Genomic DNA, 25,716 nt, shown 5'->3' with positions numbered 1-25,716 from the left:
TATTTTTGAGGATGATTATTTATGAGTAAGAATAACGAGTACATTATTCCTGAGGGCAGTTTTATTACATCAACACCTGACCTTGATAATACTATCAACATTCTGATTTATCGTGATCCTACGCTGAATGAATATAATATTATTGTTCACCGTGCATTTTTGGATCAGGATGAAACGGTTGAGGAATTTTGTGAAAATGAAGTCACGAATTTTACCCGTGATTTACCCGGTTTCCAGGAAGAGGGAAAAATGATCACCCATGAACTGGGGCCGATGAAAATGAAGGTAGTGCAGATTGCCAACAGTTATCTGAAAGAAGGTGAGCGGCTGCAACAGGTGCAGTCTATGATTAAACTGCCTTACCACAAAGATACCAACCCGAACAATAACCGTCTGATTATTTTTACTCTGAACCGTACCGGTGAGTTTACCGAGTATCAGCGTAAGCATTATGTTCGTGTGTTAAACAGCTTCACACCAAATTCAACCTTTGGATTATTAGGCTGATATACCTCCCCTATTTTTGAAATAGGGGAATATTTTACATCTGTCACTAATTAATCCATTTTTCGCATAAAATAATGTCTTCTGTCTGTTACTGCATGTTCGATATCACTCATACACACTGACTGATAACCTGCACATGGATAAATAGCATACCAATTGTCTTTTTCCATCAAGGTATTCCAGAAAAATCCAGGCAATACAGATCTCTGTGTACACCACTTCTCAGTTTTTCTTCTGACCTCAGAAAACTACTTCGCAGCGTACTGTAATAGTGCTGATTGACGATATAACTATTCGCTAAATATGAAAAATAAAGGCGATAAAAACAATTATGTTCCTGACTTATTTTGAAGTAACTTCCTGATAATAAGCCTGCATCCCAGGATGTGCTCATCAGACTGCTGAAAAATAATTTATCCTTTCCTGAGATTCATTATCATCATTAAAAATCATATCATCTTCCAGAACAAGAACATTGTTCCATTTATTTTCCTCCGCCATTGTCATGACACCAATATGAGAAAGCGTACATCCCAATGCACCATCATCATTTTTGACTGCATCAAAACGTATGATTTTTTCAGGTGGCACACCCTGACTACTTAACTGAAACTCAATACTTTCCCGGCGGTCTGTTCTTTCTTTAAGATTAATATAGACAACTTTATCAACAAAATTCCAGTAAATTTTAGCCATTTATTTATCCTGACATTATCGAAGATAATAATCCATTTACTATCATATTATCACTTATATAATATCTATTATCCTGTATCTGACGGCCTGATTTTAGAGGATAAATCTGTTACTTCATGAAAAAAGCCGCCCTGTAAAGGCGGCTGAACCATAGTGCAGATAACGGACATGAATATTATTTTTTATGTTTAAAATCAATTACCATACGGCCGGTAAATTTGCCCTGCTCCATCTCTTCAAAGATGGCATTGATATCTTCAAGCGGACGCATTGCCACTTTCGGTACCACTTTGCCTTCGGCACCAAAGCAGAATGCTTCTTTCAGATCTTCACGGGTACCCACCAGTGAACCGACAACCTCGATACCGTCCAGTACCAGACGCGGAATGCTCAGATCCATGGTTTCAACCGGCAGACCGACCGCCACAACACGCCCCGCCGCACGGACGCTGCCGACCGCTGAGTTAAAGGCGGATTTGGCTACTGCGGTGACGACTGCCGCATGCGCGCCACCGAGGTCTTTCTGAATGATCTCATCGACATTATCCGTTTTCGGATTCAGGGTAAGATCAGCCCCCATCTCTTTTGCCAGTGCCAGTTGTTTATCATTGACGTCAATAGCGATCACTTTGGCATTAAAGACGTTTTTAGCATATTGCAGCGCCAGGTTGCCTAATCCGCCGAGACCGTAAATCGCCAGCCACTGGCCCGGTTTGATGCCGGACACTTTAATCGCTTTATAGGTGGTAACACCGGCGCAGGTAATACTGCTCGCCGCTGCTGAATCCAGACCATCCGGCACTTTTACCGCATAATCTGCGGTGACAATGCATTCTTCCGCCATACCGCCGTCCACAGTATAACCGGCATTTTTAACTTCACGGCAGAACGTTTCTTTGCCGCTGTTACAGTATTCACAATGACCGCAGCCACGGAAAAACCATGCCACACTGGCACGATCACCGACTTTCAGTGAGGTAACGCCTTCTGCGATTTCAGTCACCACACCAATACCTTCATGCCCGAGGATCACACCGGATACATCGCCGAAATCGGCATTTTTCACATGCAGGTCAGTGTGGCACACACCACAGCATTCCATTTTCAGCAGGGCTTCTCCATATTTCAGCGGGCGTAATGTTTTCTCTTTGATTTCTACGGTCTTATTTTTTGCGACAACAGCTGCTTTCATAGTTCACCTCAGTGATAGAACAACAGAAAAGTTATGTTCAGTTCAGCAACATAACGACCATTAACTGTTTTATTCTAGCGTGAAATGCAAAATAATACTGCACTCTGAATGCCAATGATTTCAGCTATCATTAATAAGAAATATTGTATTCAGCGTGTGTCCGCCATTGCCGGTCACAGACGGGATGCAGGATACAGCGGCGCGGGCAGCGGCTCACGGCGTTCATTTTCAATCACGCCGAACCGGGCATCGCCACGATTCCAGTCACTGACCGCCTGCTGTAAGGTCTGTGTATCGTAGCCGACAAAATTCCACCACATCATAATCCGCTCCTGTACCGGTGTGCCGCCCAGCAGCAACAGCCGCGAGCCTTTCATCAGTATCAGTGTGACAGAAGATAATCCCCCGCCGATATACACCAGCTCATTGGCGGTATAGATTTCACCACAGTATGTCAGCTGTCCCTCCAGCACAAAAATACCGTATTCAAAATCCGGCCGGGTATCCAGTGTGGTTTGTGTTGCCTGCTGTGCCAGCAAATCCAGACCGATCAGCGGGGAAAAATGCAGAACCGGCGAACGGTGATCACCATATTCGCCGGTCAGTAATGTGAAATCCACCTTGTCATGATGCCAGACAGGCAAATCCGGATAGTGATCAAAACGCGGTGCGATGGCACTGTCCGCCGGAGGTAAGGCAATCCAGAGCTGAGCGGCGTGCAGGCGGGCATTTTTGCCCGCAGAATCTTCGGTATGTGTGATACCACGCCCGGCCGTCATCAGATTTACCTGTCCCGGGCGGATAATCTGCTCTGATCCGAGGCTGTCCCGGTGCAGCACCTCACCTTCCAGCATCCAGGTGAATGTCTGTAAACCGATGTGCGGATGCGGCCCGACTTTCATGCCGTCATCCCCGTTGAAAACCGCCGGACCGGCATGATCCAGAAAGCACCAGGCGCCTATCTGACGGCGCTCTTTTACCGGTAATACACGGGATACCGGCACGCCGCCGACATCTTTAATCCGCGCGCTGATACGCCGGGGTAAGACTTCTTGTCTGTCTGTCATGGTATCACCTGCCTTGTCAGTGAGAGCGTGCCGTCAGCACCGCGGACGGCGGCCTTAAGGTATCAGTATACTGTTAAGTATCCACATGACAAATAAAGAGAAGGCCCCGCATATCTCCGTGTGAATATACGGGGCTGACTGACAGGATCAGCGCTCACGCAGGGCTTCGCCGGCCCGGTTCAGCGGTTTGACCAGATAACGGAGAATCGATTTGCTGCCGGTTTTAATATCCACTTCCGCAACCATCCCCGGGAAGATCTGAAACTCTTTACCGGCTTTATTCATCAGCACATCACGACGGGTACGGATCAGCACGCGGTAATAGACATGGTCACGCTGAATTTCATCCTGCAGCGTATCCGGAGAAATCAGGATAACTTCCCCGTCCAGCCCGCCGTAAATCGCATAATCATAGGCCGTGATTTTGACCAGCGCCGGATCATTCAGGCGGATATGCGCAATATCCTGCGGGGATATTTTTGCCTCGACAATCAGCTGATCATCCAGCGGAATAATATCCATGATTTTCCCGCCCGGCGCGATAACCCCGCCGATGGTATTCACTTCGATATTTTTCACAATTCCGCGAACCGGTGACACAACTTTGGCGCGCTGCAAAGCATCATCCCGTGCCCGTATAACAGATTCCAGCTCTTCCAGCTCTTTATTGACTTCCGCCAGTTGTTCACGGGCATTCACCACATATTCATTACGCAGTTCCTGCTTTTTACTTTCCAGTTCGGAAATCGTCCGTTTCAGGCGGATTAATTCCACCTCACTTGATGCACCGGATTTTACAAGGCGCTGCAATATCATTTCTTCACGGCGGTAAAGCCCGAGGGAATCCGTAACCCCTTTGACAGACTGCTCCAGGCGTTCTTTGCGGGATTTGTACAGACGCTGTTCGGCATTCACCAGTTCGGTATCCTGCTTCACATCATCCGGAATGACAAACGCCCCGGAAGATACTTCCGCCTTCAGACGTGCTGCTTTGATAAGGTTTGCCTTATAGCGGCTGCGGCTTTCATCCAGTGAGGATTCGAACCGGGTTTCATCCAGATACGCTATTGCCTGGCCTTTCTCAACAATGGCCCCTTCACGCACTTCCAGTGAGGCGAGGATCCCGCCCTCAAGTGACTGGACCACCTGTTCACGGGATGACGGAATAATGTTGCCCTGCCCTTTGGTGATTTCATCGACATCAGACAGTGCCGCCCAGATAAGCAGAATGATAAAGAAACCGAGGATCACCGCAGTCAGCCGTGCCAGACGCGGCAGGCTTGGTTCGTGCCGGCCGCCGTAGAAAAACGGCACGCCCCGCAGATTGGTTTCCGGCTCCTGCTTTATGGCCTGAGGATTTACTTTTTTCATCTCAGTTCTCCGCCTTCGCCGGTAAATCTGAGCCGGACATCAGATTTTTAAGCACCTCATCACGGGCACCATCCAGCGCGATCCGTCCGTTGTTCATCACAATAATCCGGTCAGCCAGCTGCAGAACACTGGTGCGGTGCGTGGTGACAATCAGGGTCTTATCCTGAGACCAGGTTTTCAGCCCGGCGATCAGTTTCTGCTCTGCGATTTCATCCAGTGCGGATGTCGGTTCATCCAGCAGCACGATATTCGGATTGGTCAGGATAGTCCGGGCCAGCAATACCGCCTGGCGCTGGCCGCCGGATAACCCGATCCCGCCTTCCCACAGCACCCGGCTCAGCCCCTGCGGGCTGCTGCTGACCAGATCCGCCACCCCGGCTATCTGCAATGCCCGGATAATCTGCGCATCGTCCGCTTTCGGTGCCCCCAGTGTCATGTTATCGCGCAGTGTGCCGTGCAGCAGGCGGGAGTTTGCCCCGAGATAGCCGATATCCCGGCGGACATCATAAGGATCCAGCGCTGCCAGATTGATGCCGTCCAGCCGTATCTGTCCGGCTACCGGATCCAGTAAGCCGCTCAGCGCATAAAGCAGCGTGGATTTCCCGGAGCCGTTACGGCCGAGAATCGCGATTTTTTCGCCGGGACGGATAGTCAGCGAGCCGATAGTCAGTACCGGGCTGGCTTGTGAATCATAGGTGATCGCCACGTTTTCAAATTCGTAATGGCCGGTCAGTGACGGCTTATGAACGAGCCGGGTGCCGTACTGCGCATCCACCGGTTTTTCCATCAGTTCATTAAGGCTTTTCAGTGAGACTTTCGTGGACTGCCAGCGCGCCAGAAGACCGGAGATCTGCGCCATCGGTGCCATCATCCGCGAACTCAGAATCGATGCCCCCAGCAGGGCACCGGTAGTAATCGCCCCGTCCATCACCAGAAAAGCCCCGCACAGTACGGTGACCGCAAACACCAGGGTCTGGATAGTCTGGCTCCAGGTCATCAGTCCCTGCGTGATAAATTTTACTTTGAGGTTGGTATCTCCCACTTTCTCGTTCAGATAGTTCCATTCCTGCTGAAAACGCGGCTCTGCGCGGTGGAATTTAATATCTTCCGCACACTGAACGGCCTCAATTAATGAGGCATTACGCAGTGTGCTTTCACGCATTGCTTCATTGGCAAGAATGCCCAGTTTCGGTTGTAACAGCAGGCCCGGCAGGATCATGACAAACAGCGCCACCAGCGGCACCAGTGCCAGCGGCCCGGCAATCAGCCATAAGATCACAAGGAACAGAAAAAAGAACGGCAGATCAGATGCGGCAGTGACCGTGGTTGATGTGATGGTTTCCCGGACGTTTTCCAGCTCACGTAACTGAGACACAAAGGTACCAGTTGAGCGCATCCGTTCTTTCATCCGGATACGCAGCGCGTGGCCGAAAACGGTATCGGTGATTTTCAGATCCGCCCGCTTACCGATAAGGTCGATCAGCCGTACCCGCATAATCCGCATGGTGAACTCAAATCCCATCGCGATCAGTACACCAATAAACAGCACCAGCAGGGTCGGAATGGATTTTCCCGGAATAACGCGGTCATAAACCTGCATTGAAAACAGAATCGAACTCAGTGCCAGCACGTTAGCCAGCAGTGCCGCGATCAGCACCGAAGTGAAATATTTGCGATCGCGCAGAACGATGTCCCAAAACCAGCGCTTTTTAAACGGTTTGATGTAGTCATCCACCCGTGCATCCGGCACGTTGCGTTCCGGTCGCGTCAGGATAACGTCACCGCCCTGAGTCAGCGTCAGCAGGTCATCCATCGTCACGTGGTTTTTATGCTGCCCGTCCCCCGGCAGGATCACCTGCACACGGCCGTCCGCAGAGATGCTTTCCGCATACATGGCTTTTCCGTCAGGGAGAGCCACAATAAACGGCAAATACCAGGGATTCAGCATCTCCCGCGTCAGCGGCACCCACGTCAGGGTCAGTCCGGTATTGCGGGCCAGGCGCTGAAGTTCAGTCCGGTGTTCTGTTCCGCTGCTGTAGGTAAAATTAACTCTGACATTCTCTTCCGAGACCGGCAGACGATAATGGCGGGCAGCAAGCAGTAACGCCTGCAGCCAGCTTTCACTGTGTTCGTTTTTTTGTTCTGAGATCACCGGAGACTCCGAAGAGATTCATTGGATAACTGTAAACTTTCGCGGAAACGGCCTAACTGAGAAGCGCAACTGATACTGGTTGCCAGATAGTCATATTTTGCCGCCGCATAATCACGCCGGGACTGATGCCATTCCTGATCCGCATTCAGCAGATCAATAATGCTGCGCTGACCGAGTGCCACATACTGCTCCTGATAAAGACGGGTCACGTCTTTCAGGGAGAGGTTACGGGAATCGAGCAGCTTCATGCGCTGTTCCAGTTCATTCAGGCGGATTTGCTGATTACGCCGGTTATTCTCAACCACGTTCTGCGTGTGCTGAATGTCCGCATTGGCCGCATTTTCCTGATAACCGGCCATACGTTGTTTGGATCCGCTGGTGTAAAAATTCGACAGCGGCACATTCACCGTCAGTTCAACGCTGTGATCTTCCCGGCCGTAACGGTCGGTATCTTTTGCATCAAACCGCTGCTGATAAGATCCCTGTAATGCAATACTCGGCATCGACTCACGTTTGGCTACCTCGCGGTCACTTTGCGCTATCGTTAAACCGGCCCTTGCCACCAGCACAACCGGAACAGTATTAAAATCAATATCCTGTGAATAGCACTGCCGGCTGTACAGTGCAGCATCTATCGGCTGCGGGGAGAGCTGACCGACAGAGATCCCGGTCATCCGGTTCAGATTCAGGATCTGGTTTTCATGCTCGAGCTTCAGGGTATTGAGTTGCAGCCGCGCAGTATCAAGGCGGGCTTCCGCCTGCACCAGATCGGCACGGGAAGCCGCACCGGCGGCAGTCCGCTCACGGGCCAGATCGGTAATATGCTGCACCGACACCAGCTGCTCTTCCGCCAGCACGATATAGTCCTGGTAACGTTTGATATCGAGATACAACATCGCGGTTTTTTCCGCCACTTCATCGGCATTGACAAAAACACGCAGCAGTGACTGATCACTGCGGGCCGTAAGGGAATCTATCTGTGATGACACCCGGCCGAATGAATAGAGCAGCTGGCTGACACTGGCGGTGGTGACATAGCCTTTATCACTGTTATTCAGAGTACGGGAAACACCAAGTCCCGGTTGCGGGTAATATTCGGTTTCTTTCTGATACACGGCTTCCAGCTGAGCGCGGTACTGGTTTACCAGCCCGGAGAGCCCGGCATCCCAGTCCAGGGATTTGATCACCGCATCCTGTAATGTCAGGCCGCCGGGAGGATTATTTTGCCCTGCCGCCGCTGTTACCGCACCGGTTGCCGCCGGTTGTGACTTCGGCAGGTTATTCTGAATCGAACGCTGGCGGATGATTTCTGTTTCAGAAGCCACCGGGTCGCCGGTCAGCGGCACCAGCGGTGCCACAGAGGGTTCGTGTGCAGAGGTTATGACCTCTTTTCCGGCCGCCGGTCTGACGTCCTCTCCGCTGTCCCCGGTCAGTTCGGGTTCCTGTTCAGCGTCCATTGCCGCTTTATAACCAAATGCACCCAGGGAAACCGCCGCAGGAACCTGATGTATATAAATACCGGTCATGATGGCGGCCACAGAAAGATTGCGTATAAACCAATTTACTTTCACTGCTCAGACCTTATGCTGACTGATACCGGTGCAGGGTATTTCCGGCCGGAATTATGATAATTACCACCATCCGGGCTGCATGATAAAAACAGCCGTCAGACTGATGAATGGCCCGGAAGCTCAGCGCATCTGTGGCATTGAGCGGAATAAGCAGAGAAAAAAAATCTGTTCCGGGATAACTGCTGAACAGCGCTAGCTTATCAAAAAGTTACAGGGATTTTTCGGTGATAGTCATAACATTAAATGTTAACGTCAGGTCAAATAATCTGAATAACAATCGGCAGGCAAAAAAATATATGGCAATAAGTTTATTACCTTTAATACATCAGCGCCCGTAAATAAAAATCATAATATATAATTTTAAATAACAATAATGCAAACAGATTATCACAACGAAAACATCATTATACGATGAATAATATTTATATTTTATTATCCACCATATAATTATCCGTCTGAGCGGATCATCATGTCACAATAAACGTATTACCGCCCGCAGTAATGTTTTGCAGCGTTATAAACGTCTGTATTCGGGAACACAGTCAGCTTTTCAAGCTCACCGATATTCATATTACGGGTATCCAGTTTCCGGCTGTATATAATGCGATCATTCATCAGATAGACTTTGGAAAGCTGGTGACCGGAGAAGTTCAGACAGTCGAGTGACCAGGTATCCACCACACGGTTGAAAAACATACCGTTAGGTTTTCCGTTATCCAACATCTCAATTTTCTTATCACCCGTAGTCTGAATCATAAATGAAAAGGTGATATTCAGTGCGCTGTCCATTTTCGGATTTTCCCGGGTGAAAAAAAGACTGAATTCATTTTTCCGATCGCGGATACCGGAATCAACCCATTCGGTCTCTGCTGTACTGAGAATATCACCGCTTACACCAGGCAGTGATGACACCGTCGTATTGACAGGCTTCGGTACGGATTTAAGCATTTTTTCTGCTGATGAAAAAAAGCTGACGGCTGACAATGATAATAAAAGCACACAGCTCCGTATTATGCTGTTTGTTTTGTTCATAAGTATTCACATCCCTGTTTTATTTCTTCCGTGAAACGGTGCCTATCCTTACCATAACCGGACAGGATAAATACAACAGATTTCGTCTAATCGGCCTAAAATTCAGAAAATACCGTAAGAGTTGTAATATTAACAGTAATATAAAATACATATCCGGAGATAATGATTTTCAGTTATATTCACATGATTTTATTCATTGTGTTTCCCGCCGAGAAAAATAATTCTGTCCGCTGACTCAATCGTCGATTCGCGGTGCGCAATAATAATCCGCGTGATCGGCAACTGGCGGATCGCCTGATTGACGTAAGATTCGCTCTCTTTATCCAGCGCGCTGGTGGCCTCGTCCATAAACAGGATGCGCGGTTTGCGGTACAGCGCGCGGGCGATAAATATCCGCTGTTTCTGCCCGCCGGACAGCCCCTCGCCCAACTCGCCTATCAGTGTTTCATAGCCCATCGGCATCGATATAATCACGTCATGAATATAACTGGCCTGCGCACAGGCGATCATCAGCTGTTCGTCGGGATTTTCGGTGAACCCGCAGATATTTTCGCGGATCGAGCCGGAAAACAGTTTGTCGTCCTGCATCACGCAGGCGATCATTTTATGGTAGTTATTCACGCCAAGCTGGCGGATATCAATGTTATCAATAAATACTTTGCCGTCTGACGGCTCAAACAGCCCGCACAGCACCTTCATCAGCGTGGTTTTTCCCGAGCCGGACGGCCCGGTGATCGCCACGCTTTCGCCGGGGGCGACCAACAGAGTAATATCGCGGAAAATCGGTGCGGACTGGCTGTCGTAGCTGTACGCCAGGTTGCGGGTTTCCAGCCCGGCGGCCTGCATCTGCGGCTCGTACGGCACATCCGGCTTTTTATTTTCCTGCTCGTTGAGGGCGATATCGGAAATACGCTCGTTGTGCAGGCTCATGATGCGCAGTTGCAGCAGGAATTCAATGATGGACGCCGCGCGGTCAGAAAACTGCTCGCGGTAGGCGCTGAACGCGACAAACATCCCGAGGGTCATGGCATTGTCGATCACCAGACCCGCGCCGATCCACAGAATCGCTATCTGATCACAGGCCATGATAAAGGTATTCACCCCGCCGAACATCAGATTCATTTTGGTCAGGCGGATACCGGTGTTGATAGAATCGACTTTCAGATTCAGCCAGTGATTCCCCCGGCGCTCGCTCATGCCCTGGGTTTTCACCGTGGTGATGCCGTAGAGGGATTCCATAAAGTACGACCCGGCGCGCGCCTCTTTGATCAGCGATTCTTCCGACAGCTGACGGTAATAACGGTAGGTTGCCAGCCGCAGCCCGATATATACCGCGGTAAACCCGAGCACAATCCAGGTGAGATGGCCGCCGTAGAGGATCATCATGATAAACACGCCAATCAGCATGATACCGTCCATGATCGCCCCGACCACGCTGGTGGTAAAGGTGGTGCGCAGGATATCCAGCGAGCTGAAACGGGACTGAATATCCCCGAGTTTGCGCCGCTCAAAATAGCTGAGCGGCAGCCGCAGCAGGTGGGTAAACAGCCCGGACTGCCACTGGACGTTGATCAGCGTTTCCATAATCACACTGGCCCAGGCGCGGCACATACTGACCGCCGCTTTCAGCAGGATAAAGAACAGTAACCCGACACAAATCAGGGACAACAGCCCCTGATCCCCGGCAGGAATGGCGTGATCCATCACCAGTTGTGTGCCGACCGGCATAATCAGGCCGATGGCCTCAATCACCACGGAGAAGGCGAAGATTTTCAGCAGCGCTTTTTTCAGCCCGTGAATATTGCCGATCAGCTTACGCAGACTGAGTTTTTTCACCACCTCCTGCTTTGTGAACGTGCTGCCCGGCCAGGCTTCCAGCGCCACACCGGTAAAATTGCGCGACATCTCCTCAATACCGACCACCCGGCGACCATACGCCGGGTCGTGCAGGATAAATTTGTTGCCGCTGATTTTCACCAGCACCAGAAAGTGATTGAAATCCCAGTGCAAAATACACGGCAGGCGCAGATTCGGCAGATCATCCATATCCAGTGACAGAGCGCGGGTGGTCATCCCCAGTTCGGCTGCCATGCCGGTCAGTCCGGCCAGTGTCGCACCCCGCGCCGAGAGATTGAAGGTCTGACGCAGGGAAATCAGATCGATACTTTTGCCGTAATGGGCGGAAATCATGGCCAGACTGGCGAGGCCGCACTCAGAGGACTCGGTCTGGTGGATCACCGGAATGCGCTGACGCAGACGGAGATCGAGTTTTTCCCGCAGGTTTTTCAGGGATAAACGGTGCATGCAGCCTCCCGGTCAGATAACAGCGTCCGTTCTGTCATGGTGTGTCTGCTCCTGTTGGCCCGGAGGCACTCTGTTTCATGTCATAGAACGGCGATACCATCCACTGATAGATTTTGCGTTTTTCCAGAAACAGGATGGTATTCGCTTTCATGCCGTTTTGCAGACTGAGCTCGCGGCCGTCATAGGCGATCATCTGTTTTTCCGGGCGTACAATGACTTTGTAATAGGGGATGGATTGCGGCATCTGACTGACTTTCGGCGCGCCGGCATAGGTCATCATTTCCTGTGCCGAGGCGGGGGTTTTGGAAATCACCTGAATGGTGGCGGCAAACTGGCCGAATTTTTCAGCCGGGAAGGCCTCATAACGGATATTTACCGCATCCCCGGCATTCAGATAAGGCAGCGCATCATTGGGCACCCAGAGCACCAGCCAGTACTGGCTGACATTTTCCGGCAGGATCTGCAGCAGGGTATCGCCGGGGTTGACCATCTGACCGACGGTCACGCCGAGGGAATCCACCCGGCCGTCTGTCAGGGCGCGGACAATAATCTCTCCGCCCGCATCGTTATTTACCTGCTCTTTCATCAATTCGGACTGCTGTAATTCCAGCTGATAAATCCGGTTATCAAACTCAGCGGCCTGGGTCAGAATCTGACTTTCCAGAGACGTAACCTGCAGAATATTCTGTTCATTCTGCCCGCTTAAACCCAGCAGGCTGCTTTGCTGGGAATAATAAAGCGCAGCCTGATTCAGCCACTGATCTTTATTTATCAGCCCTCTTTCCCGGTAGTGATGATAATTATCCATATTCCGTTTCATTATGCGGACCCCTTCCTGCGCCCGTTCAATAATCCCGGCAGACCGTAACTGCGCCTGTGCATAAAGAGCTTTTTGTTTTTCGAGCGAAGCCAGTGTCGTATATTTGTTCTCTCTGAGGCGGGCAGCCATATCTCGGATATGCTGTAACTGATTTTCAATTTCACGGTGCTGATTTTCACTGACCACACCACTGGCTGTGGCCCTGCTGGTATCAATGCGGTAAACCGGGTCTCCTTTGCGGATAATCTGCCCCTCATTCACATATTGCCGGATAATAAATCCCTGTACCCCGGCGGATACAGTGACAGCCCGGGGATTGGTGGTAATTTCCCCGGTCACACTGACCCGCCGCGTATAACTGCCGTATAAAATAAAGGTCAGAAAAACCACTAAAAACAGAAAACTGCATATTACTATCAGCCACAGCGGGATACCGGGTAATAATAAAGCCTTACCCCGCCACTTCATTTTTCGGTTATCGAGTGCGGCTTTGCGGAACACAATAGACCCTGCCTGCGGTTATCCGGTGAATAAAAGGCCGTCAGTATCAGGGAAAAGATAAAAAAACGGGAATTCATAAAATAATGAATTCCCTCAAAATATGATATTGACTGCAGGTTACCGTATTCATTAACCCGGTAGTTTTTTTAATAATTCTGCATTTTTACCGGGAAGAATACCGGAATCTGTGGCATTACCCGGATAACCGGCAGATAAGTGAACGACCATAAATAATAACAGATTTAAGTTATCTGATATTAAATTGACAGTCCCGCTCTGAGATCAGCAGAGTAAAATACAGACGCCCCTGTGATAATTATTTACAAATACCGCCGAGATCTACAATACCGCCTAATTTATCTTCGATAAAACTGCCGACAACTGACCCCACTTTCCCGCCAATATCCCTGCCCAGCCTCGGGTATGCATCTTTGAGGCTGACTTTACCGATCACGGGTAAATCCACCGTCAGATATGGGCCGAGCAGCTCAAAACCCCAATCGCCGAGTTTTTTTCCGAGATCGGTGATAGTGTCCTGAACACATCCGGCACCGGAAACCTGTTCCATTTCAGCAAAATTTAATTCTTTCATTACCCGTCCTTTTAATAATCAGTTATTTTATCTGAATAATAAAATGAATTTAAAAATAACAAATAAAGTGATTATTTTAAATATTATCTATTATTCATCCGAGATCCTACTGATTATTCTAATGATAAGATAAATCAATATTTAACACTCAGGTATTTGAAATAAGATGTTATAAAAAAAGCAGGGCAATATTATAAATAATATCGCCCTGCTGATTGTCCGCCTGTCATGCATAAGAGTGCAGCATGCTGTCATAACGAACAGATTTAACTTTCCTTACCTTTTTACTGCTGAGAGCGCATATCCATGATCATTTTTCCGTCATAATCAGCACCAACAACAATGTTAGGTACTTCACCTTTGTATTTTCCTGCTTTGATTTGTTCTATTTCAAGCTGTTTCCAGTTAATCATCTCACGGGTGATTGTCTTCTGTAATGCGGCATTAGCTTCAGATTCTTTCTGAGCCGCATATAAACGGGCATCGGCTTCCTGACGCATGGCATAAGAGCTGGCCTGAGCATTACGTTCACGGGCAAGCGCCTGCTGTTCTGCTGATTCACGTTCGGCCTGTGCGATAACCACTTTTTTCTGTGCCAGCTCACGCTCTTTCTCAGCTTCCGCTTTTGCCTGGTTTATCTGCTCCTGGCGCATCTTGGTATTCACCACCTGCTCCTGGACCACTTCCGGCAGCGTAATATCCTGGATCATAATCTCTTTGATCGTATAACCGTAAGGTGAGGCGTAGCCCTGAATAGCATCACGGATAGAGTCCTGTAATTTCCGCTGAGTGTCAGCGGTATACAGATCTTGGGCGTTGGCAACATCTTTCCCGAACTCCAGAATCGTGGAAATCAGTTTCTGGCGGACATATTTATCCAGTGCTTCACTTTCTGTACCACCGTTAATACGGAGGATCGGGGCTTTAGCACCATCAAACTGGAGCATCACGGTAATATCCACGATGGATTTCAGTTTATCCTGTGACGGTACACGTAACTCTTTCAGTGACACCCGGATATCTTTTGTTGAATAGGTATCAAATGTCATAAACGGATTAATCGGGAAATGCAGTCCGGCATCATAGGCGACCGGGTTAACCTTACCTAAAAAGGTCCCGACCTTTACCGAACCATCCTGAACAATGGTATATGAATTAAAGGTAGCCACCCCTGCAACCAGAAGAATAACGGCAGCGATCATCAATTTGATCACTGACTTCAGTTTGACCGGATTTGCGGCCTTCATCATTTGCATATCTCTTCCCTATAAGATAATTCTTAGTTAATGTCATTTTTATAAATACTATTTTGTGTATCAGTCATACTTTTTTGCCCCGCTATTATTCATAAAATACAGAAATGAGCAAATGCAGCTCCGGCCGGAAAAACACCGTCTGTACAAAATAGCCGGTACGATCAGATAACTGTAAATTCCATCTTTGAAGAAAAAACACAACCAATTGAAATATATGAAAATATAATAAACAGAAACCAACACAACAATCATGACTTGTAACATAATTTTGTACAACCCTGTAATAAATACACCGATTTAATGTCATTTTATTTTCAAATATGAATATGATTATTATTTATTATATAATACCGTATAATGAAAATAACAAGCAAGATTGCAGCATAAAATATCGCTACCATCTGCAGATCAAATTTTTACACTTCTATAATTTTAAATCAACCTGTTGATTTTTATCATTTTCACAAAAAATAAAAAAAGGACACATTCCTGAAGCCCACCAACGACTCGGATTTTATACTCTTGTTAGTTGTACAATTACTTACTATACTACAGCGGTATTTTCAACAGGTAATAACACGTCAGAAATGATGCCATTTCTGATTATAAAAGCGGAATTATTTATAAATAATATTCCGGTAAAACTTATTGCTTTTATATCCGCTTTCATCTGACCATTATTTTATTTAATAATAAATACATGCCACTTTCCCGGGCGGATATTTTATTATCTTAAAATAAGATCTCTGTTTTTATGAAAACGACCAGATAAATAAACAGGAATTAATCATGAAAAAAACACTTGCTGCATTTATTGCTGCCTCATGTGCTGTTACTGCGTTTACAGCACACAGTGAGGCAAATAATACCGTTCGTTTTATCGGCGAAGTCGCGAATCAGACATGCTCACTCGATATTAACGGTACAGATAAAAGTCCGGTTGTATTATTACCGACAGTCCCTGTAAAAGATTTTAAAAATACCGTCGGTACGACTACCGGCGACACTGAATTTACGATCAATATCAGCGGATGTACTGCAACCACTGAACAGAATATGGAAAAAACACTGAGTATCGCATTTGTCGGTAACTCCGTAACCACCGCCAAAAACCTGGGTAATACCGGTGATGCTGATGGTGTTTCCATTCAGTTAGTGGACAATAACGCTGTGAATCTTGAATTCACGCCGGGTGACTTAATTAAGTCATCACAAAAAATTAATATTGCTTCTGATGGTTCTGTTGCGCCTGTTAATTTTGTTGCCCGTTACTATGCTGAAAAAAGCGCAGTAACCGCAGGCAGCGTTATCGCCAGCGCACAATACGCCATTACCTATAAATAATAAATTCCTGCCGGTATAAATAAAATAATAAACGGCACGTTATCCGCCGTCAGATACGTGCCGCTATAAGGTTATACAATGAAAAAATATTCATTATTTATTATATTAAGCCTTCTCACTGCTTTTCATGCTACTGCCAGTGTCACGATGCTGGGAAACCGGATTATTTACAATGAAAACAGCCGGGATAAAACGCTGGTATTTTCAAATGACAATGATACACCGTCATTGGTTCAGATCTGGACAGATATTAATAATCCAAAATCATCACCGGATAATGCCGATGGCCCGTTTGTCGCCGTACCGGCTATTTTTAATATTGCTGACAGCAGTAAGCAAAATGTCAAACTGACCTATACCGGCGGTAAATTGCCTGATGATCGTGAGAGTGTATTTTACTTTAATTATCTGAGTATTCCTTCCGTCAAAAAAGAAGATGCCGAAAAAAATAAATTGATGATCGTCGTTACTAACCGTATGAAATTATTTTACCGTCCGGCAAAAATCGGGAATGACGCCGGTGACGTGATCAACAAACTTGAATTCCGCCGCCAGGGCAGCACGCTTGATGTCCGCAACCCGACACCTTTTTATGCCAGCGTTTCCTCTGCCGCATTATCTGCCGGAAATAAACAAGGGCAGATTGATAATACCTCAATGATAGCCCCCTTTTCCTCAGCGCAATGGGCCTTACCTGCCGGTTATCAGATCGGGAACGTCACCCTGACCCTGGGTGTTATTAATGACTATGGTGCCGAAAAAACGCGCTCAGTTACCCTGAACTGATAACGACAGGCACGATAATAATATGAAAAACATTATCCCCTTTTTTGCCCGTAACAGAATAACGCTGATACTTCTGAGCTGTTGCCTCAGTGGTATAAGTACCGCGCGGGCAGAAGATAATGACGATTATTATTTTGACCCGTCACTGATACGCGGGAACACCCTGACCAACAGTGCCCTGCAGACATTTAATACCCGTAATGCCGTTCCGCCCGGTGTGTATAAAGTTGATCTTCTGATCAATGACCAGTTTATTGCACAGATACCCGTCACATTTAAAGACGATCAGGACGGGAAAATCTCGGCTTGTCTGACACCGGAACAAATCCGTTTAACCGGACTGAAAGAGGAACCCGCACTTTCCGGGGATACCGAATGTTATTTCCCGGCAGCGATCGGGAAAAATATCACCAGCCGCTTTAATAATGCAGAACTGAAACTGAACCTGACAATCCCGCAGGCCATGCTTTCCGGTAACCGGCAGAAACGGATCCCGCAGGAAAGTCTGGACAGCGGCGAAACCATGTTATTCGCCAACTATAACGCCAACCAGTATCACGTCAGTTATACCGACAGCCGCACCCGTGACATGAATTCCACCTACCTGAGCCTGAATGGCGGATTTAATCTGGGATTATGGAGTTTCCGTCAGGAAAGTCAGTATAACTGGTCTGACAGCACCGGCGGAAAATGGAACACCAGCCGCCGTTATATCCAGCGCGCGCTTTATGAGATCGGCAGTAAATTATTAATCGGCGAAGGCTTCACCTCCGGTAATTTTTTATCCGGTATGGGATTTAAAGGTGTCAGTCTGAGTACCGATGAGCGGATGCTGCCGAATAATGAACGCGGATATGCCCCCCGTATTCAGGGGATCGCCAACAGTAACGCCAAAGTCACTGTCTGGCAGGGAAATCAGCAGATTTATTCTGTCACCGTTGCTCCCGGCCCGTTTGAAATAAACGATCTGTATTCCACAAACTACGCCGGTGACCTGCGGGTGGAAGTGACAGAGGCGGACGGCAGTGTAAACAGCTTTATTGTGCCCTTTTCCGCAGTACCGGAGTCCGTCCGGCCCGGCAGCACAAAATACTCGGTGACAGCGGGGAAAACCCGGTTTACCGGCAGTAATGACAATTTCAGCGAAGTAGTGATTCAGCACGGCCTGACAAACCAGATCACCCTGAATGCCGCCGGTCAGGTCGCGAAAGGTTATCAGGCCATGCTGCTGGGCGGCGTGCATACCAACCGTTTCGGGGCGTTCAGCATTAACGCCACACTGTCCAATGCAAAATTACCCGGCACCACCGAAACCGGCTGGCGTTTTCATGCTTCCTACAGCAAGACATTTCAGCCGACAGATACCTCGGTCACCCTGTCCAGCTATCATTATTCCACCAATGGTTTCCGGACTCTGAATGACAAACTGAGCGCGGATTATTTCGCCGGGGACACGGCATCAGAGACAGACTTCCGTATTCTGCGCCAGCGTTCCCGTTTTGATATCACCCTGAGCCAGAATCTTAACCAATACGGAAATCTGGGATTGTCCGCATCACGGGAAAATTACCATAATTCCGGCGAAAAAAATGACCAGCTGCAACTCTCCTGGAGCAAAATTTTTGATAACCGGGTGGCGGTCAATCTTTCCGTTGCCAGGATGACCAACGCCTCAGCGGCTGACGGTTTGCAGCCGGACAGCAGTGTGCGCAGCGGGAAAAGTCAGAATTTCGTCTCCCTCGGGATCAGTATGCCGCTGGGGGAGCAGCGCTATTCGCCGAATATTTCATTCTCGGCTAATCACACTCAGGGACGGAATGATTATCAGACTAACCTTTCCGGCCTGACCGGAACAGAATCTCAGCCGATCAGTTACGGACTGAGCTATATTTCAGATGACCGGCTGAGTCAGGGAACAATCTCCGGCTCTCTGCAGACTCAACTGCCGGTGACCAATCTGCGCGTCAGTGCCGCCAAAGCGCCGGACTACCGGCAGGCGTCCGCCGGCGCTCAGGGATCGCTGGTCTTACACCGCGGCGGACTTACCGCCGGGCCTTATCTCAGTGATACCTTTGCCATTGTCGAGGCAAAAGGCGCTCAGGGGGCGAAAGTGGTCAGTGGCGGAACCGTCAGCAGCAGCGGCTATGCGCTGGTGCCGTCTCTGATCCCGTATCAGTACAACGCCGTGATGCTGAGCAGTGAAGGAATTGATACACAGGCTGAAATCAGCCGTCCGGAACAGAAAGTGGCGCCCTACAGTGGTGCGATGCTGCGGATAAAATATGATACGAATGCCGGTCAGCCGGTGTTAATCACCCTGCTGTATGCCGGCGGAAAAGCCATTCCGATGGGCAGCCAGGTACTGAATGAAAATGATCAGGTACTCGGGATGACCGGCCAGGCCAATCAGCTCTATTTCCGGGCCGATAAACCGGAAGGAAAACTGCGGATTGTATGGGGTGATGGTCCCGGCAATACCTGCAGTACCACTTACCGGCTGCCGGATGATAAACCGGTGCCTCTGGTTTCAATGGCACTGCCGTGTCAGTAACTGCGGAAACTCTTTTATGACCAGAATAATCAAAACGTTACTTATTTCCTTCATCACATTAACGGCATTTTACAGTATCAGTGCGGATGCCAGATGTGTGCGGATCACTAAAAAACAGACCGGCGCGGATGTCTCCGGGCTGGGCACCGGGCTGGGTAATATCAATATGACCAGCGCGTACCTCCAGCCGGTCGGAACGGTTCTCGCTTCTTCGGTCACCAGCTGGACACAATCCCCGTTATTTCCCGATCCGGATGAAGTACTGTACGAGTGTGACGCCGCAGATAAAGGCAGTATCTTTGAATTATTCGCCACCAATGGTGATGATCGTCACGGCGGATTTTTTGATATCGGCAAAACCGATGGTTATGAAAACTATTACGCCACCTGGTTTCCGTATACTGCCATCCGTTTTACCCATATGAATTCCGGTCAGGTATTTACCCGCTACTGGCAGAGAACCCCGATCACCACCTATGCGACCACCGCAAACGGAAAAATTCAGATCCGCGTGCGGGATATCAGTGCCCTGAAAGTGGATTTAATCAAAGTCAGCACGCTTCCGCCCCGCTCCGGCGCGGCCAGTGCATTCTGCGGCAGCGGCATGGCACCAACAACCGGTACCTCCACTTACCGCTGCACCCAGCCGAACGCCTATGTGATTTTCGAGGGACCGACCGGCTATGTCTATCCGAAAGAAGGTACTGATTCCGCCTATCATTATGAGGGATTCAATTATGTCTGGTGGATGTCAATCGGGATGAACGGCTCACCGGTTTCCTCGTATTCCCATAATGCCACCTGTGCCGCCCGTAATGTTACGCCGCTGGTGCAGCTGCCGCGCATTTCCGCCGGGCAGCTTAATGCCGGGCAGACCGTCAGCAGCGCCTTTGATATCACCGTGGAGTGCGATAATGCCGTGGTGTCCGGCGTGGGTACAGCCCAGACATCCGTCGGATTACAGACATCACAGGAAGCTTACAGCAAAGCACAACAGCTCGGGCTGGTGAACAGCGCCGGTGGTGTGGAATATTTACTGTCCGATGGTTATGGTACAGTACCGTCCGTGGCAACCGGTACCGGGATCCGGCTCAGTAATGCCGTCACCGGACAACAGATGCCGTTTGTCGGCTGGAACGGATGCAACGGTTCCACGCCGTGTTCGGCGAATACCGCCAATCAGGCCGGATGGTTTCCGGTACTGTCCGGCGCGTCGTCCGCCGGTTCATCCGCCACAGGCTACACCAGTTATCTGATCCGGCTGACCGCAACGCTGACCCGCCTGCCGGGGCAACAGGCACAGCCCGGTAATGTCGATGCCAAAGCCTATGTGCTGATTAAAGTTCAGTAACGGAGCAACATGAAACGATACTCTTCTGTTCCCTGTCGTGCCCTGATTCTGGCGGCACTGCTGCTGTTCACCACTTCTGCGGCGGTCGCCGGTATGCTGGCATCATCAACCCGGGTGATTTTTCAGGAAGGCCAGGCGCGGAAAACCCTGCTGCTCGCCAATACCAATGATTATCCGGTGCTGGTTCAGGTCTGGGTGGATAACGGTGAGAACAGCGGCGTTCCGGGAGAGGACAAATACCCGTTTGTGGCACTTCCTGCCATTTTTACCGCTGATCCGCAGTCACGCAGCAATCTTGAAATAATTTATAACGGCACGCCGCTGCCGTCTGATCGTGAATCCGTCTTCTGGCTGAATTTATATGAAAATCCGGCTGTTAAAACAGCGGACAGTGATAAAAATAAAGTGCTGATGGCAATGAATACTCAGATGAAGATTTTTTATCGTCCCGCCGGATTAACCGCCCCGCTGCGCAAGCGGCTTGAAACACTCACCTTCTCTTACCGGGAGGCAGATGGCAGGATCGCGGTCACTGCCCGCAACCCGTCACCTTATTATCTGTCATTATCCTCGCTGTCACTGACGGACGGGAACCGGCGCTACCAGGCAACCGCCATGCCGGACATGATGATTCCCCCGTTCGGGGAAAAAACCTATCTCATCGATGGCGCTTCCGGCATCACAGCAGGAACATATAAAACTGAAGCGGTGTTTATTGATGATAACGGACAATCGCTGACACTATCCCGTGAACGATAGCTATGCGGTATGAATGGCAGCAATAATACATCTTTCGCTGACAAGTGATTATGAGTAGTATGTAAGAGCACTTAATAGTGCTGACTTTGTAAGCCGGACAGACGGCAGAAGGATTCTGCCGTCTGTCCTTTTACGGATATTGCGGGTCACACAATATTAATTATTCACATCAACAACCACACGGCCGCGGATTTCGCCGTTCAGCAAACTGTGCGCTGCCGGAATGGCTTCATTTAACGGGATCACCCGGCTGATGGTTTCCAGCTGTGCCGGATCAGTCAGTTCAGCCAGCTGTTTCCATGCCGCCACACGATCTGCCTGCGGACGCATCACACTGTCAATACCGATCAGGCTCACACCTCTGAGGATAAATGGTGCAACAGTCCCGTTAAAATCCATACCCTGTGCCAGGCCGCAGGCCGCCACAACACCGCCATACTGAGTACCGGCACAGACACCGGCCAGTGTGTGGCTGCCCACACTGTCAATCGCCGCCGCCCAGCGCTCTTTGGTCAGCGGTTTGCCCGGCACAGATAACTCATTGCGATCCATAATTTCAGATGCCCCCAGCGTATCAATCAGATACGCAGTATCGGCAGTACGGCCTGTGGAAGCGATAACCTCAAAACCTAATTTTGACAGCAGAGAAACCGCGAAGCTGCCCACGCCGCCGCTGGCTCCGGTCACCAGTACTTTACCGGATTCTTTGGTGATCCCCTGTTTCAGCAGGGCCTGAACCGCCAGCATTGCCGTATAACCGGCGGTACCGATCATCATCGCCTGCTTTGTACTCATCCCGGCAGGTAACGGCGTCAGCCAGCTGTCTTTCACTTTTGCTACCTGAGACAGTCCGCCCCAGTATTTTTCACCGACACTCCAGCCGTTGAGCAGTACTTTGTCACCCGCTTTATAATGCTCAGAGCTGCTTTCGGTCACGGTACCGGCAAAATCAATGCCAGGGATCATCGGGAAACTGCGCACAACCGGGCTTTTACCGGTAATTGCCAGGCCATCTTTATAGTTCAGCGTGGAGTAGTCAATCTGCACAGTCACATTGTGATCCCGCAGCTGTGATTCATCGAGCTGAGCCAGCTTTGCGGTATAGCCGTCAGTATTTTCAATCAGAATGCAGTTAAACATGGTGTTATCCTTTTATGAATATAGACCAGTTGTCTGGTTAATTGTAAAAAAATTTATTAAATACACACCGGAATGTTAACAACGGCGATATTTAATAAATTATTCTGTAACACTATCTCAGTCTTTATCCGCCCGTATTTGTGCCATAAAAACCGTGATAAACAGATCCAGCGGCTCACTGTTGCGGGTCAGTTTGGCACGCATTACCGCCCCTTCCCAGCCCATCCAGAAAAAAGCCGCCATTTGCCTGCAATCTGTTTTACCGGAAATAAGCTGCTGTTTCTGTGCCTCCAGAAGGCAGATTTCCACTTTCTTCTGCCAGCCGGTAATAATTTCATCGAGTATTTCACAATACCCCGCCGGCAGGCTGGCCACTTCCTGACCGAGATTCCCCACCAGACAGCCGCGCTGCCAGTGGTATTTTTCCATCCCGGCTTTGGCGGTCAGATAAAATGCCCGCAGTCTTTCCGGCGGCGGCAGCGTGGTATCAGACAAACATTTATCCAGCAGGCGGGAAAAATAGCCGTCATAATTACGCATGATTTCCAGACCAAACTGCTCTTTACTGTCAAAGTAATAGTAAAAAGAGCCCTTCGGCACACCGACTTTTTTCAAGATCCCGTTAATATCCGAGGTCATATACCCTTTTTCGGTAAACATCTCCATGCCGCTGCGGATCAGCATTTTTTTTACATCCGCACCCGCATCATGATTTTTCGGCGGTCGTCCCCGTTTCGGTTTAGTGATTACTGATGTCATTGCGTCTTTACCTCTGTCATGCGGAATAATATAGACCGGTTGTCTGGTAAATGCCATGTCTTTTTTACGCCGTGATTGACCAGTACTTATTTCTGTAATGAGGTTCCGCGATCTGAGCCCCGGGCTGGCTTATCTGTCATCTCTTCCGTCTGTTGCGATAACCACAACGGTACAACGCTCAAACGTGAGCGTTGTTATTTATTGATGCTTACTTGCCTTACCCTTTGATTCCTCGCCTGAAGAATTGTGCTCCAGCTCTTTGGCAAGAAAGTAGTTTAAGAACGTCCTGATTACGGCGATAATTGCCAGCTTAATGAGGCTGTCTAAATCAGGGTCAACGGTAGTAAGCAAAATATCCGCTGCAAGCTGAAATTCCAGGGCCATTGCCAGCCAGTTACCGAAATAAAAACGAGCAACTCTGCCATTTTTTACCGTAATTAAAATATACAACGTTTTAACAAGCCCTGTCGCGACGCAAATGACGGATATCGCTTCAAGAAAAAGCTGCAGATAGCTAACACCTGAGATTAACAGCTCACGTAAAAAAACCAGATCCCACATTGCGTACCCCTTAAATACATTTTAACGCACTGATATAATAAATATTCATTTAGCCCATAACAACGCAGCACGATGAATGAATCTGCGTTTATTGTGTTTCATCTGTCTGCTGAAACACAAGCTCTATTTAATTAAACAGGGATTTTTCTTCTTAACGCAATAATGGTTACGGTTTTTTAAGATTTACTATTTGTATTAGCCACTATTCAGCCCGCTTTTACGGGCTTCTTAAAGTGTCCGAAAACGCCCATGTAAGGCGTCTTCGGTATGATCTTATTATCAGCGGGTATTAAAACCTGTTATTTTACCTGTCACAAAGTGATAAATCTTTTACATAGGTGGTGGGTGACATCCACGAAATCTTCCCGCATGTTTCATATCCATTATCGAGAAGATAGATATTTACAGCAAAAGAAACAGGGAAGCTTGCAATAAGACCAATAAAAAACAAGTAAGATGTCGTCTTCATTATTATATTTTGCAATAGCCTTGTAAAATATAGAATCCTCACCAAAAAAAAGCTCAACTGTCATTCCAAAAAAAACGTATAACGCAAATGGAAGCCCGAATGTTAATATTAAATTTTGCACGGAAAATATAATTTCACTTTGCATTTTTAATAAAGAAATCATATAGTCATACATCAGCATGCTAAGAGCTAAAAATAATATAAAAAACAATCCTGACACTATCGCCTTTACCCACCCTGGCATAATCAATACCTCGGTAACGAATGAAGAATTTTATTAACATCAGCCTGCGGCGTTCGTGTTCTTTTCGATTCCTCTCTCATATACGGCACACAATGTCCTTAATATCATTGAATTCTGCTTGATTTTGTTTAATTCCGATATTTAATGTCAACACATAATTAACACGAGTATTATTTTTTGATTATTTTGCAAATCGCATCACTAAATGTATTTTTTCAACTGTACGTTTGTGGCCTTTTTGTTTTGGGGTGGACAGAAGTTGAGTACTAAAGATGGGCTGAGTCACAAAAAAGATAAAGACCCCCATTAAAACACCCGTACTTTTATTTTTGATAGTGCCCGGACGACTAACTCTTTGTTTTTAAAAGCCCATGAAACATGGGCAAATAAAAGTGGTACAACGTTGTAGTGATACGGTAATTCTGTTTTTATGTCGGCATGTTAATTAAAATGTTTCCCAATCATCCTCGTCATTATTTTTCAGTTTTTTTATATCGGGCCGCTGTAGCGGTACCACGGTACTGCTTTTAACGTTACTCTTCACTTCTCCTGCCTGTATGTGAAAAACAGATACCGCCTGAGTCAGTCTGCCAGCCTGCTCTTCCAGTGACGCAGCTGCCGCTGCTGACTGCTCAACTAACGCGGCATTCTGCTGGGTCACCCGGTCCATTTCTGTCACCGCCACACCCAC

Annotated in this window: 21 protein-coding genes and 1 pseudogene; 6 read left to right on the top strand and 16 right to left on the bottom strand. The window is 48.4% G+C overall.

Annotated features, from left to right (window positions below):
* Positions 1–21: 21 nt before the first annotated feature.
* Complete coding sequence (locus N7387_RS15465) at positions 22–507, top strand: DcrB-related protein (RefSeq protein WP_279800126.1); 486 nt, start codon at positions 22–24, stop codon at positions 505–507.
* A gap of 393 nt (positions 508–900) precedes the next feature.
* On the opposite strand, the gene N7387_RS15460 is transcribed toward N7387_RS15465, so the two are convergent.
* From N7387_RS15460 to N7387_RS15410, 11 genes are all read right to left on the bottom strand, one after another.
* A complete protein-coding gene (locus tag N7387_RS15460) occupies positions 901–1,203 on the bottom strand; it encodes a glycosyltransferase family 25 protein (protein WP_279800124.1) in 303 nt (100 codons plus the stop codon).
* A 175-nt stretch (positions 1,204–1,378) separates the two neighbouring features.
* The gene (gene adhP / locus N7387_RS15455; RefSeq protein ID WP_279800122.1) at positions 1,379–2,395 is read right to left on the bottom strand and encodes an alcohol dehydrogenase AdhP; all 1,017 of its coding nucleotides are present in this window, start codon (positions 2,393–2,395) and stop codon (positions 1,379–1,381) included.
* Between the two features lie 173 nt (positions 2,396–2,568).
* On the bottom strand, positions 2,569–3,462 hold the full coding sequence (locus N7387_RS15450) for a pirin family protein (protein WP_279800120.1): 894 nt from the start codon (positions 3,460–3,462) through the stop codon (positions 2,569–2,571).
* Between the two features lie 147 nt (positions 3,463–3,609).
* Positions 3,610–4,833: an HlyD family type I secretion periplasmic adaptor subunit gene (locus tag N7387_RS15445; protein WP_262883193.1), complete on the bottom strand. Its 1,224-nt coding sequence runs from the start codon at positions 4,831–4,833 to the stop codon at positions 3,610–3,612.
* Position 4,834: 1 nt separating this feature from the next.
* Positions 4,835–6,985, bottom strand: coding sequence for a type I secretion system permease/ATPase (locus N7387_RS15440; protein ID WP_279800117.1), 2,151 nt, complete (start codon positions 6,983–6,985; stop codon positions 4,835–4,837).
* Positions 6,982–8,556, bottom strand: a complete 1,575-nt coding sequence (locus tag N7387_RS15435) for a TolC family protein (RefSeq protein WP_279800115.1) — start codon at positions 8,554–8,556, stop codon at positions 6,982–6,984. Before N7387_RS15435 ends, N7387_RS15440 begins: the two co-directional genes overlap by 4 nt.
* 486 nt (positions 8,557–9,042) lie before the next feature.
* Complete coding sequence (locus tag N7387_RS15430) at positions 9,043–9,504, bottom strand: hypothetical protein (protein ID WP_279800114.1); 462 nt, start codon at positions 9,502–9,504, stop codon at positions 9,043–9,045.
* Between the two features lie 273 nt (positions 9,505–9,777).
* Positions 9,778–11,892, bottom strand: coding sequence for a peptidase domain-containing ABC transporter (locus tag N7387_RS15425; protein WP_279800112.1), 2,115 nt, complete (start codon positions 11,890–11,892; stop codon positions 9,778–9,780).
* A 34-nt stretch (positions 11,893–11,926) separates the two neighbouring features.
* Positions 11,927–13,213: an HlyD family secretion protein gene (locus tag N7387_RS15420; protein ID WP_279800111.1), complete on the bottom strand. Its 1,287-nt coding sequence runs from the start codon at positions 13,211–13,213 to the stop codon at positions 11,927–11,929.
* Positions 13,214–13,529: 316 nt separating this feature from the next.
* Complete coding sequence (locus N7387_RS15415) at positions 13,530–13,805, bottom strand: hypothetical protein (RefSeq protein WP_279800109.1); 276 nt, start codon at positions 13,803–13,805, stop codon at positions 13,530–13,532.
* 284 nt (positions 13,806–14,089) lie between these two features.
* Positions 14,090–15,061: an SPFH domain-containing protein gene (locus N7387_RS15410; protein ID WP_274371631.1), complete on the bottom strand. Its 972-nt coding sequence runs from the start codon at positions 15,059–15,061 to the stop codon at positions 14,090–14,092.
* A gap of 789 nt (positions 15,062–15,850) precedes the next feature.
* On the opposite strand from N7387_RS15410, the gene N7387_RS15405 reads away from it, so the two are divergent.
* The 5 genes from N7387_RS15405 (at position 15,851) to N7387_RS15385 (ending at position 21,852) form a co-directional block, all read left to right on the top strand.
* Positions 15,851–16,405, top strand: a complete 555-nt coding sequence (locus tag N7387_RS15405; protein ID WP_262861677.1) for a fimbrial protein — start codon at positions 15,851–15,853, stop codon at positions 16,403–16,405.
* Positions 16,406–16,483: 78 nt separating this feature from the next.
* Positions 16,484–17,191, top strand: a complete 708-nt coding sequence (locus N7387_RS15400) for a molecular chaperone (RefSeq protein ID WP_279800106.1) — start codon at positions 16,484–16,486, stop codon at positions 17,189–17,191.
* A gap of 22 nt (positions 17,192–17,213) precedes the next feature.
* Positions 17,214–19,742 carry a fimbrial biogenesis outer membrane usher protein gene (locus N7387_RS15395; protein ID WP_279800104.1) on the top strand — a complete coding sequence of 843 codons (2,529 nt, stop codon included), beginning with the start codon at positions 17,214–17,216 and terminating at the stop codon, positions 19,740–19,742.
* A gap of 16 nt (positions 19,743–19,758) precedes the next feature.
* The gene (locus tag N7387_RS15390) at positions 19,759–21,093 is read left to right on the top strand and encodes a fimbrial protein (protein WP_279800102.1); all 1,335 of its coding nucleotides are present in this window, start codon (positions 19,759–19,761) and stop codon (positions 21,091–21,093) included.
* A 9-nt stretch (positions 21,094–21,102) separates the two neighbouring features.
* A complete protein-coding gene (locus N7387_RS15385; protein ID WP_279800100.1) occupies positions 21,103–21,852 on the top strand; it encodes a molecular chaperone in 750 nt (249 codons plus the stop codon).
* A gap of 156 nt (positions 21,853–22,008) precedes the next feature.
* Here N7387_RS15385 and N7387_RS15380 read toward each other — a convergent pair whose 3' ends face one another.
* From N7387_RS15380 to N7387_RS15360, 5 genes and pseudogenes are all read right to left on the bottom strand, one after another.
* Positions 22,009–22,992 carry an oxidoreductase gene (locus N7387_RS15380; protein ID WP_279800097.1) on the bottom strand — a complete coding sequence of 328 codons (984 nt, stop codon included), beginning with the start codon at positions 22,990–22,992 and terminating at the stop codon, positions 22,009–22,011.
* A gap of 117 nt (positions 22,993–23,109) precedes the next feature.
* The gene (locus tag N7387_RS15375) at positions 23,110–23,808 is read right to left on the bottom strand and encodes a TetR/AcrR family transcriptional regulator (protein ID WP_262863958.1); all 699 of its coding nucleotides are present in this window, start codon (positions 23,806–23,808) and stop codon (positions 23,110–23,112) included.
* Positions 23,809–23,949: 141 nt separating this feature from the next.
* Entirely contained in the window at positions 23,950–24,312 is a 363-nt protein-coding gene (locus tag N7387_RS15370) for a DUF1622 domain-containing protein (protein ID WP_025151650.1), read from the bottom strand.
* Positions 24,313–24,616: 304 nt separating this feature from the next.
* Complete coding sequence (locus N7387_RS15365; protein WP_279800093.1) at positions 24,617–24,781, bottom strand: DUF1240 domain-containing protein; 165 nt, start codon at positions 24,779–24,781, stop codon at positions 24,617–24,619.
* A gap of 797 nt (positions 24,782–25,578) precedes the next feature.
* Positions 25,579–25,716: pseudogene (locus N7387_RS15360) on the bottom strand (hypothetical protein); the annotation flags it as partial.

Origin of the sequence: Morganella sp. GD04133, assembly GCF_029835375.1 — a bacterium.
In the GTDB taxonomy this organism is placed as follows: Bacteria; Pseudomonadota; Gammaproteobacteria; order Enterobacterales; family Enterobacteriaceae; genus Morganella; species Morganella morganii_B.
This window is presented reverse-complemented; position numbering and strand designations above follow the sequence as displayed.

Coding starts and splice junctions, on each gene's coding strand:
- N7387_RS15385 (WP_279800100.1), top strand. CDS start 21,103: ATGAAACGATACTCTTCTGTTCCCTGTCGTGCCCTGATTCTGGCGGCA.
- N7387_RS15425 (WP_279800112.1), bottom strand. CDS start 11,892: ATGCACCGTTTATCCCTGAAAAACCTGCGGGAAAAACTCGATCTCCGT.
- N7387_RS15380 (WP_279800097.1), bottom strand. CDS start 22,992: ATGTTTAACTGCATTCTGATTGAAAATACTGACGGCTATACCGCAAAG.
- N7387_RS15390 (WP_279800102.1), top strand. CDS start 19,759: ATGACCAGAATAATCAAAACGTTACTTATTTCCTTCATCACATTAACG.
- N7387_RS15400 (WP_279800106.1), top strand. CDS start 16,484: ATGAAAAAATATTCATTATTTATTATATTAAGCCTTCTCACTGCTTTT.
- N7387_RS15430 (WP_279800114.1), bottom strand. CDS start 9,504: ATGCTTAAATCCGTACCGAAGCCTGTCAATACGACGGTGTCATCACTG.
- adhP (WP_279800122.1), bottom strand. CDS start 2,395: ATGAAAGCAGCTGTTGTCGCAAAAAATAAGACCGTAGAAATCAAAGAG.
- N7387_RS15415 (WP_279800109.1), bottom strand. CDS start 13,805: ATGAAAGAATTAAATTTTGCTGAAATGGAACAGGTTTCCGGTGCCGGA.
- N7387_RS15395 (WP_279800104.1), top strand. CDS start 17,214: ATGAAAAACATTATCCCCTTTTTTGCCCGTAACAGAATAACGCTGATA.
- N7387_RS15365 (WP_279800093.1), bottom strand. CDS start 24,781: ATGAAGACGACATCTTACTTGTTTTTTATTGGTCTTATTGCAAGCTTC.
- N7387_RS15460 (WP_279800124.1), bottom strand. CDS start 1,203: ATGGCTAAAATTTACTGGAATTTTGTTGATAAAGTTGTCTATATTAAT.
- N7387_RS15410 (WP_274371631.1), bottom strand. CDS start 15,061: ATGCAAATGATGAAGGCCGCAAATCCGGTCAAACTGAAGTCAGTGATC.
- N7387_RS15450 (WP_279800120.1), bottom strand. CDS start 3,462: ATGACAGACAGACAAGAAGTCTTACCCCGGCGTATCAGCGCGCGGATT.
- N7387_RS15370 (WP_025151650.1), bottom strand. CDS start 24,312: ATGTGGGATCTGGTTTTTTTACGTGAGCTGTTAATCTCAGGTGTTAGC.
- N7387_RS15405 (WP_262861677.1), top strand. CDS start 15,851: ATGAAAAAAACACTTGCTGCATTTATTGCTGCCTCATGTGCTGTTACT.
- N7387_RS15445 (WP_262883193.1), bottom strand. CDS start 4,833: ATGAAAAAAGTAAATCCTCAGGCCATAAAGCAGGAGCCGGAAACCAAT.
- N7387_RS15465 (WP_279800126.1), top strand. CDS start 22: ATGAGTAAGAATAACGAGTACATTATTCCTGAGGGCAGTTTTATTACA.
- N7387_RS15375 (WP_262863958.1), bottom strand. CDS start 23,808: ATGGCATTTACCAGACAACCGGTCTATATTATTCCGCATGACAGAGGT.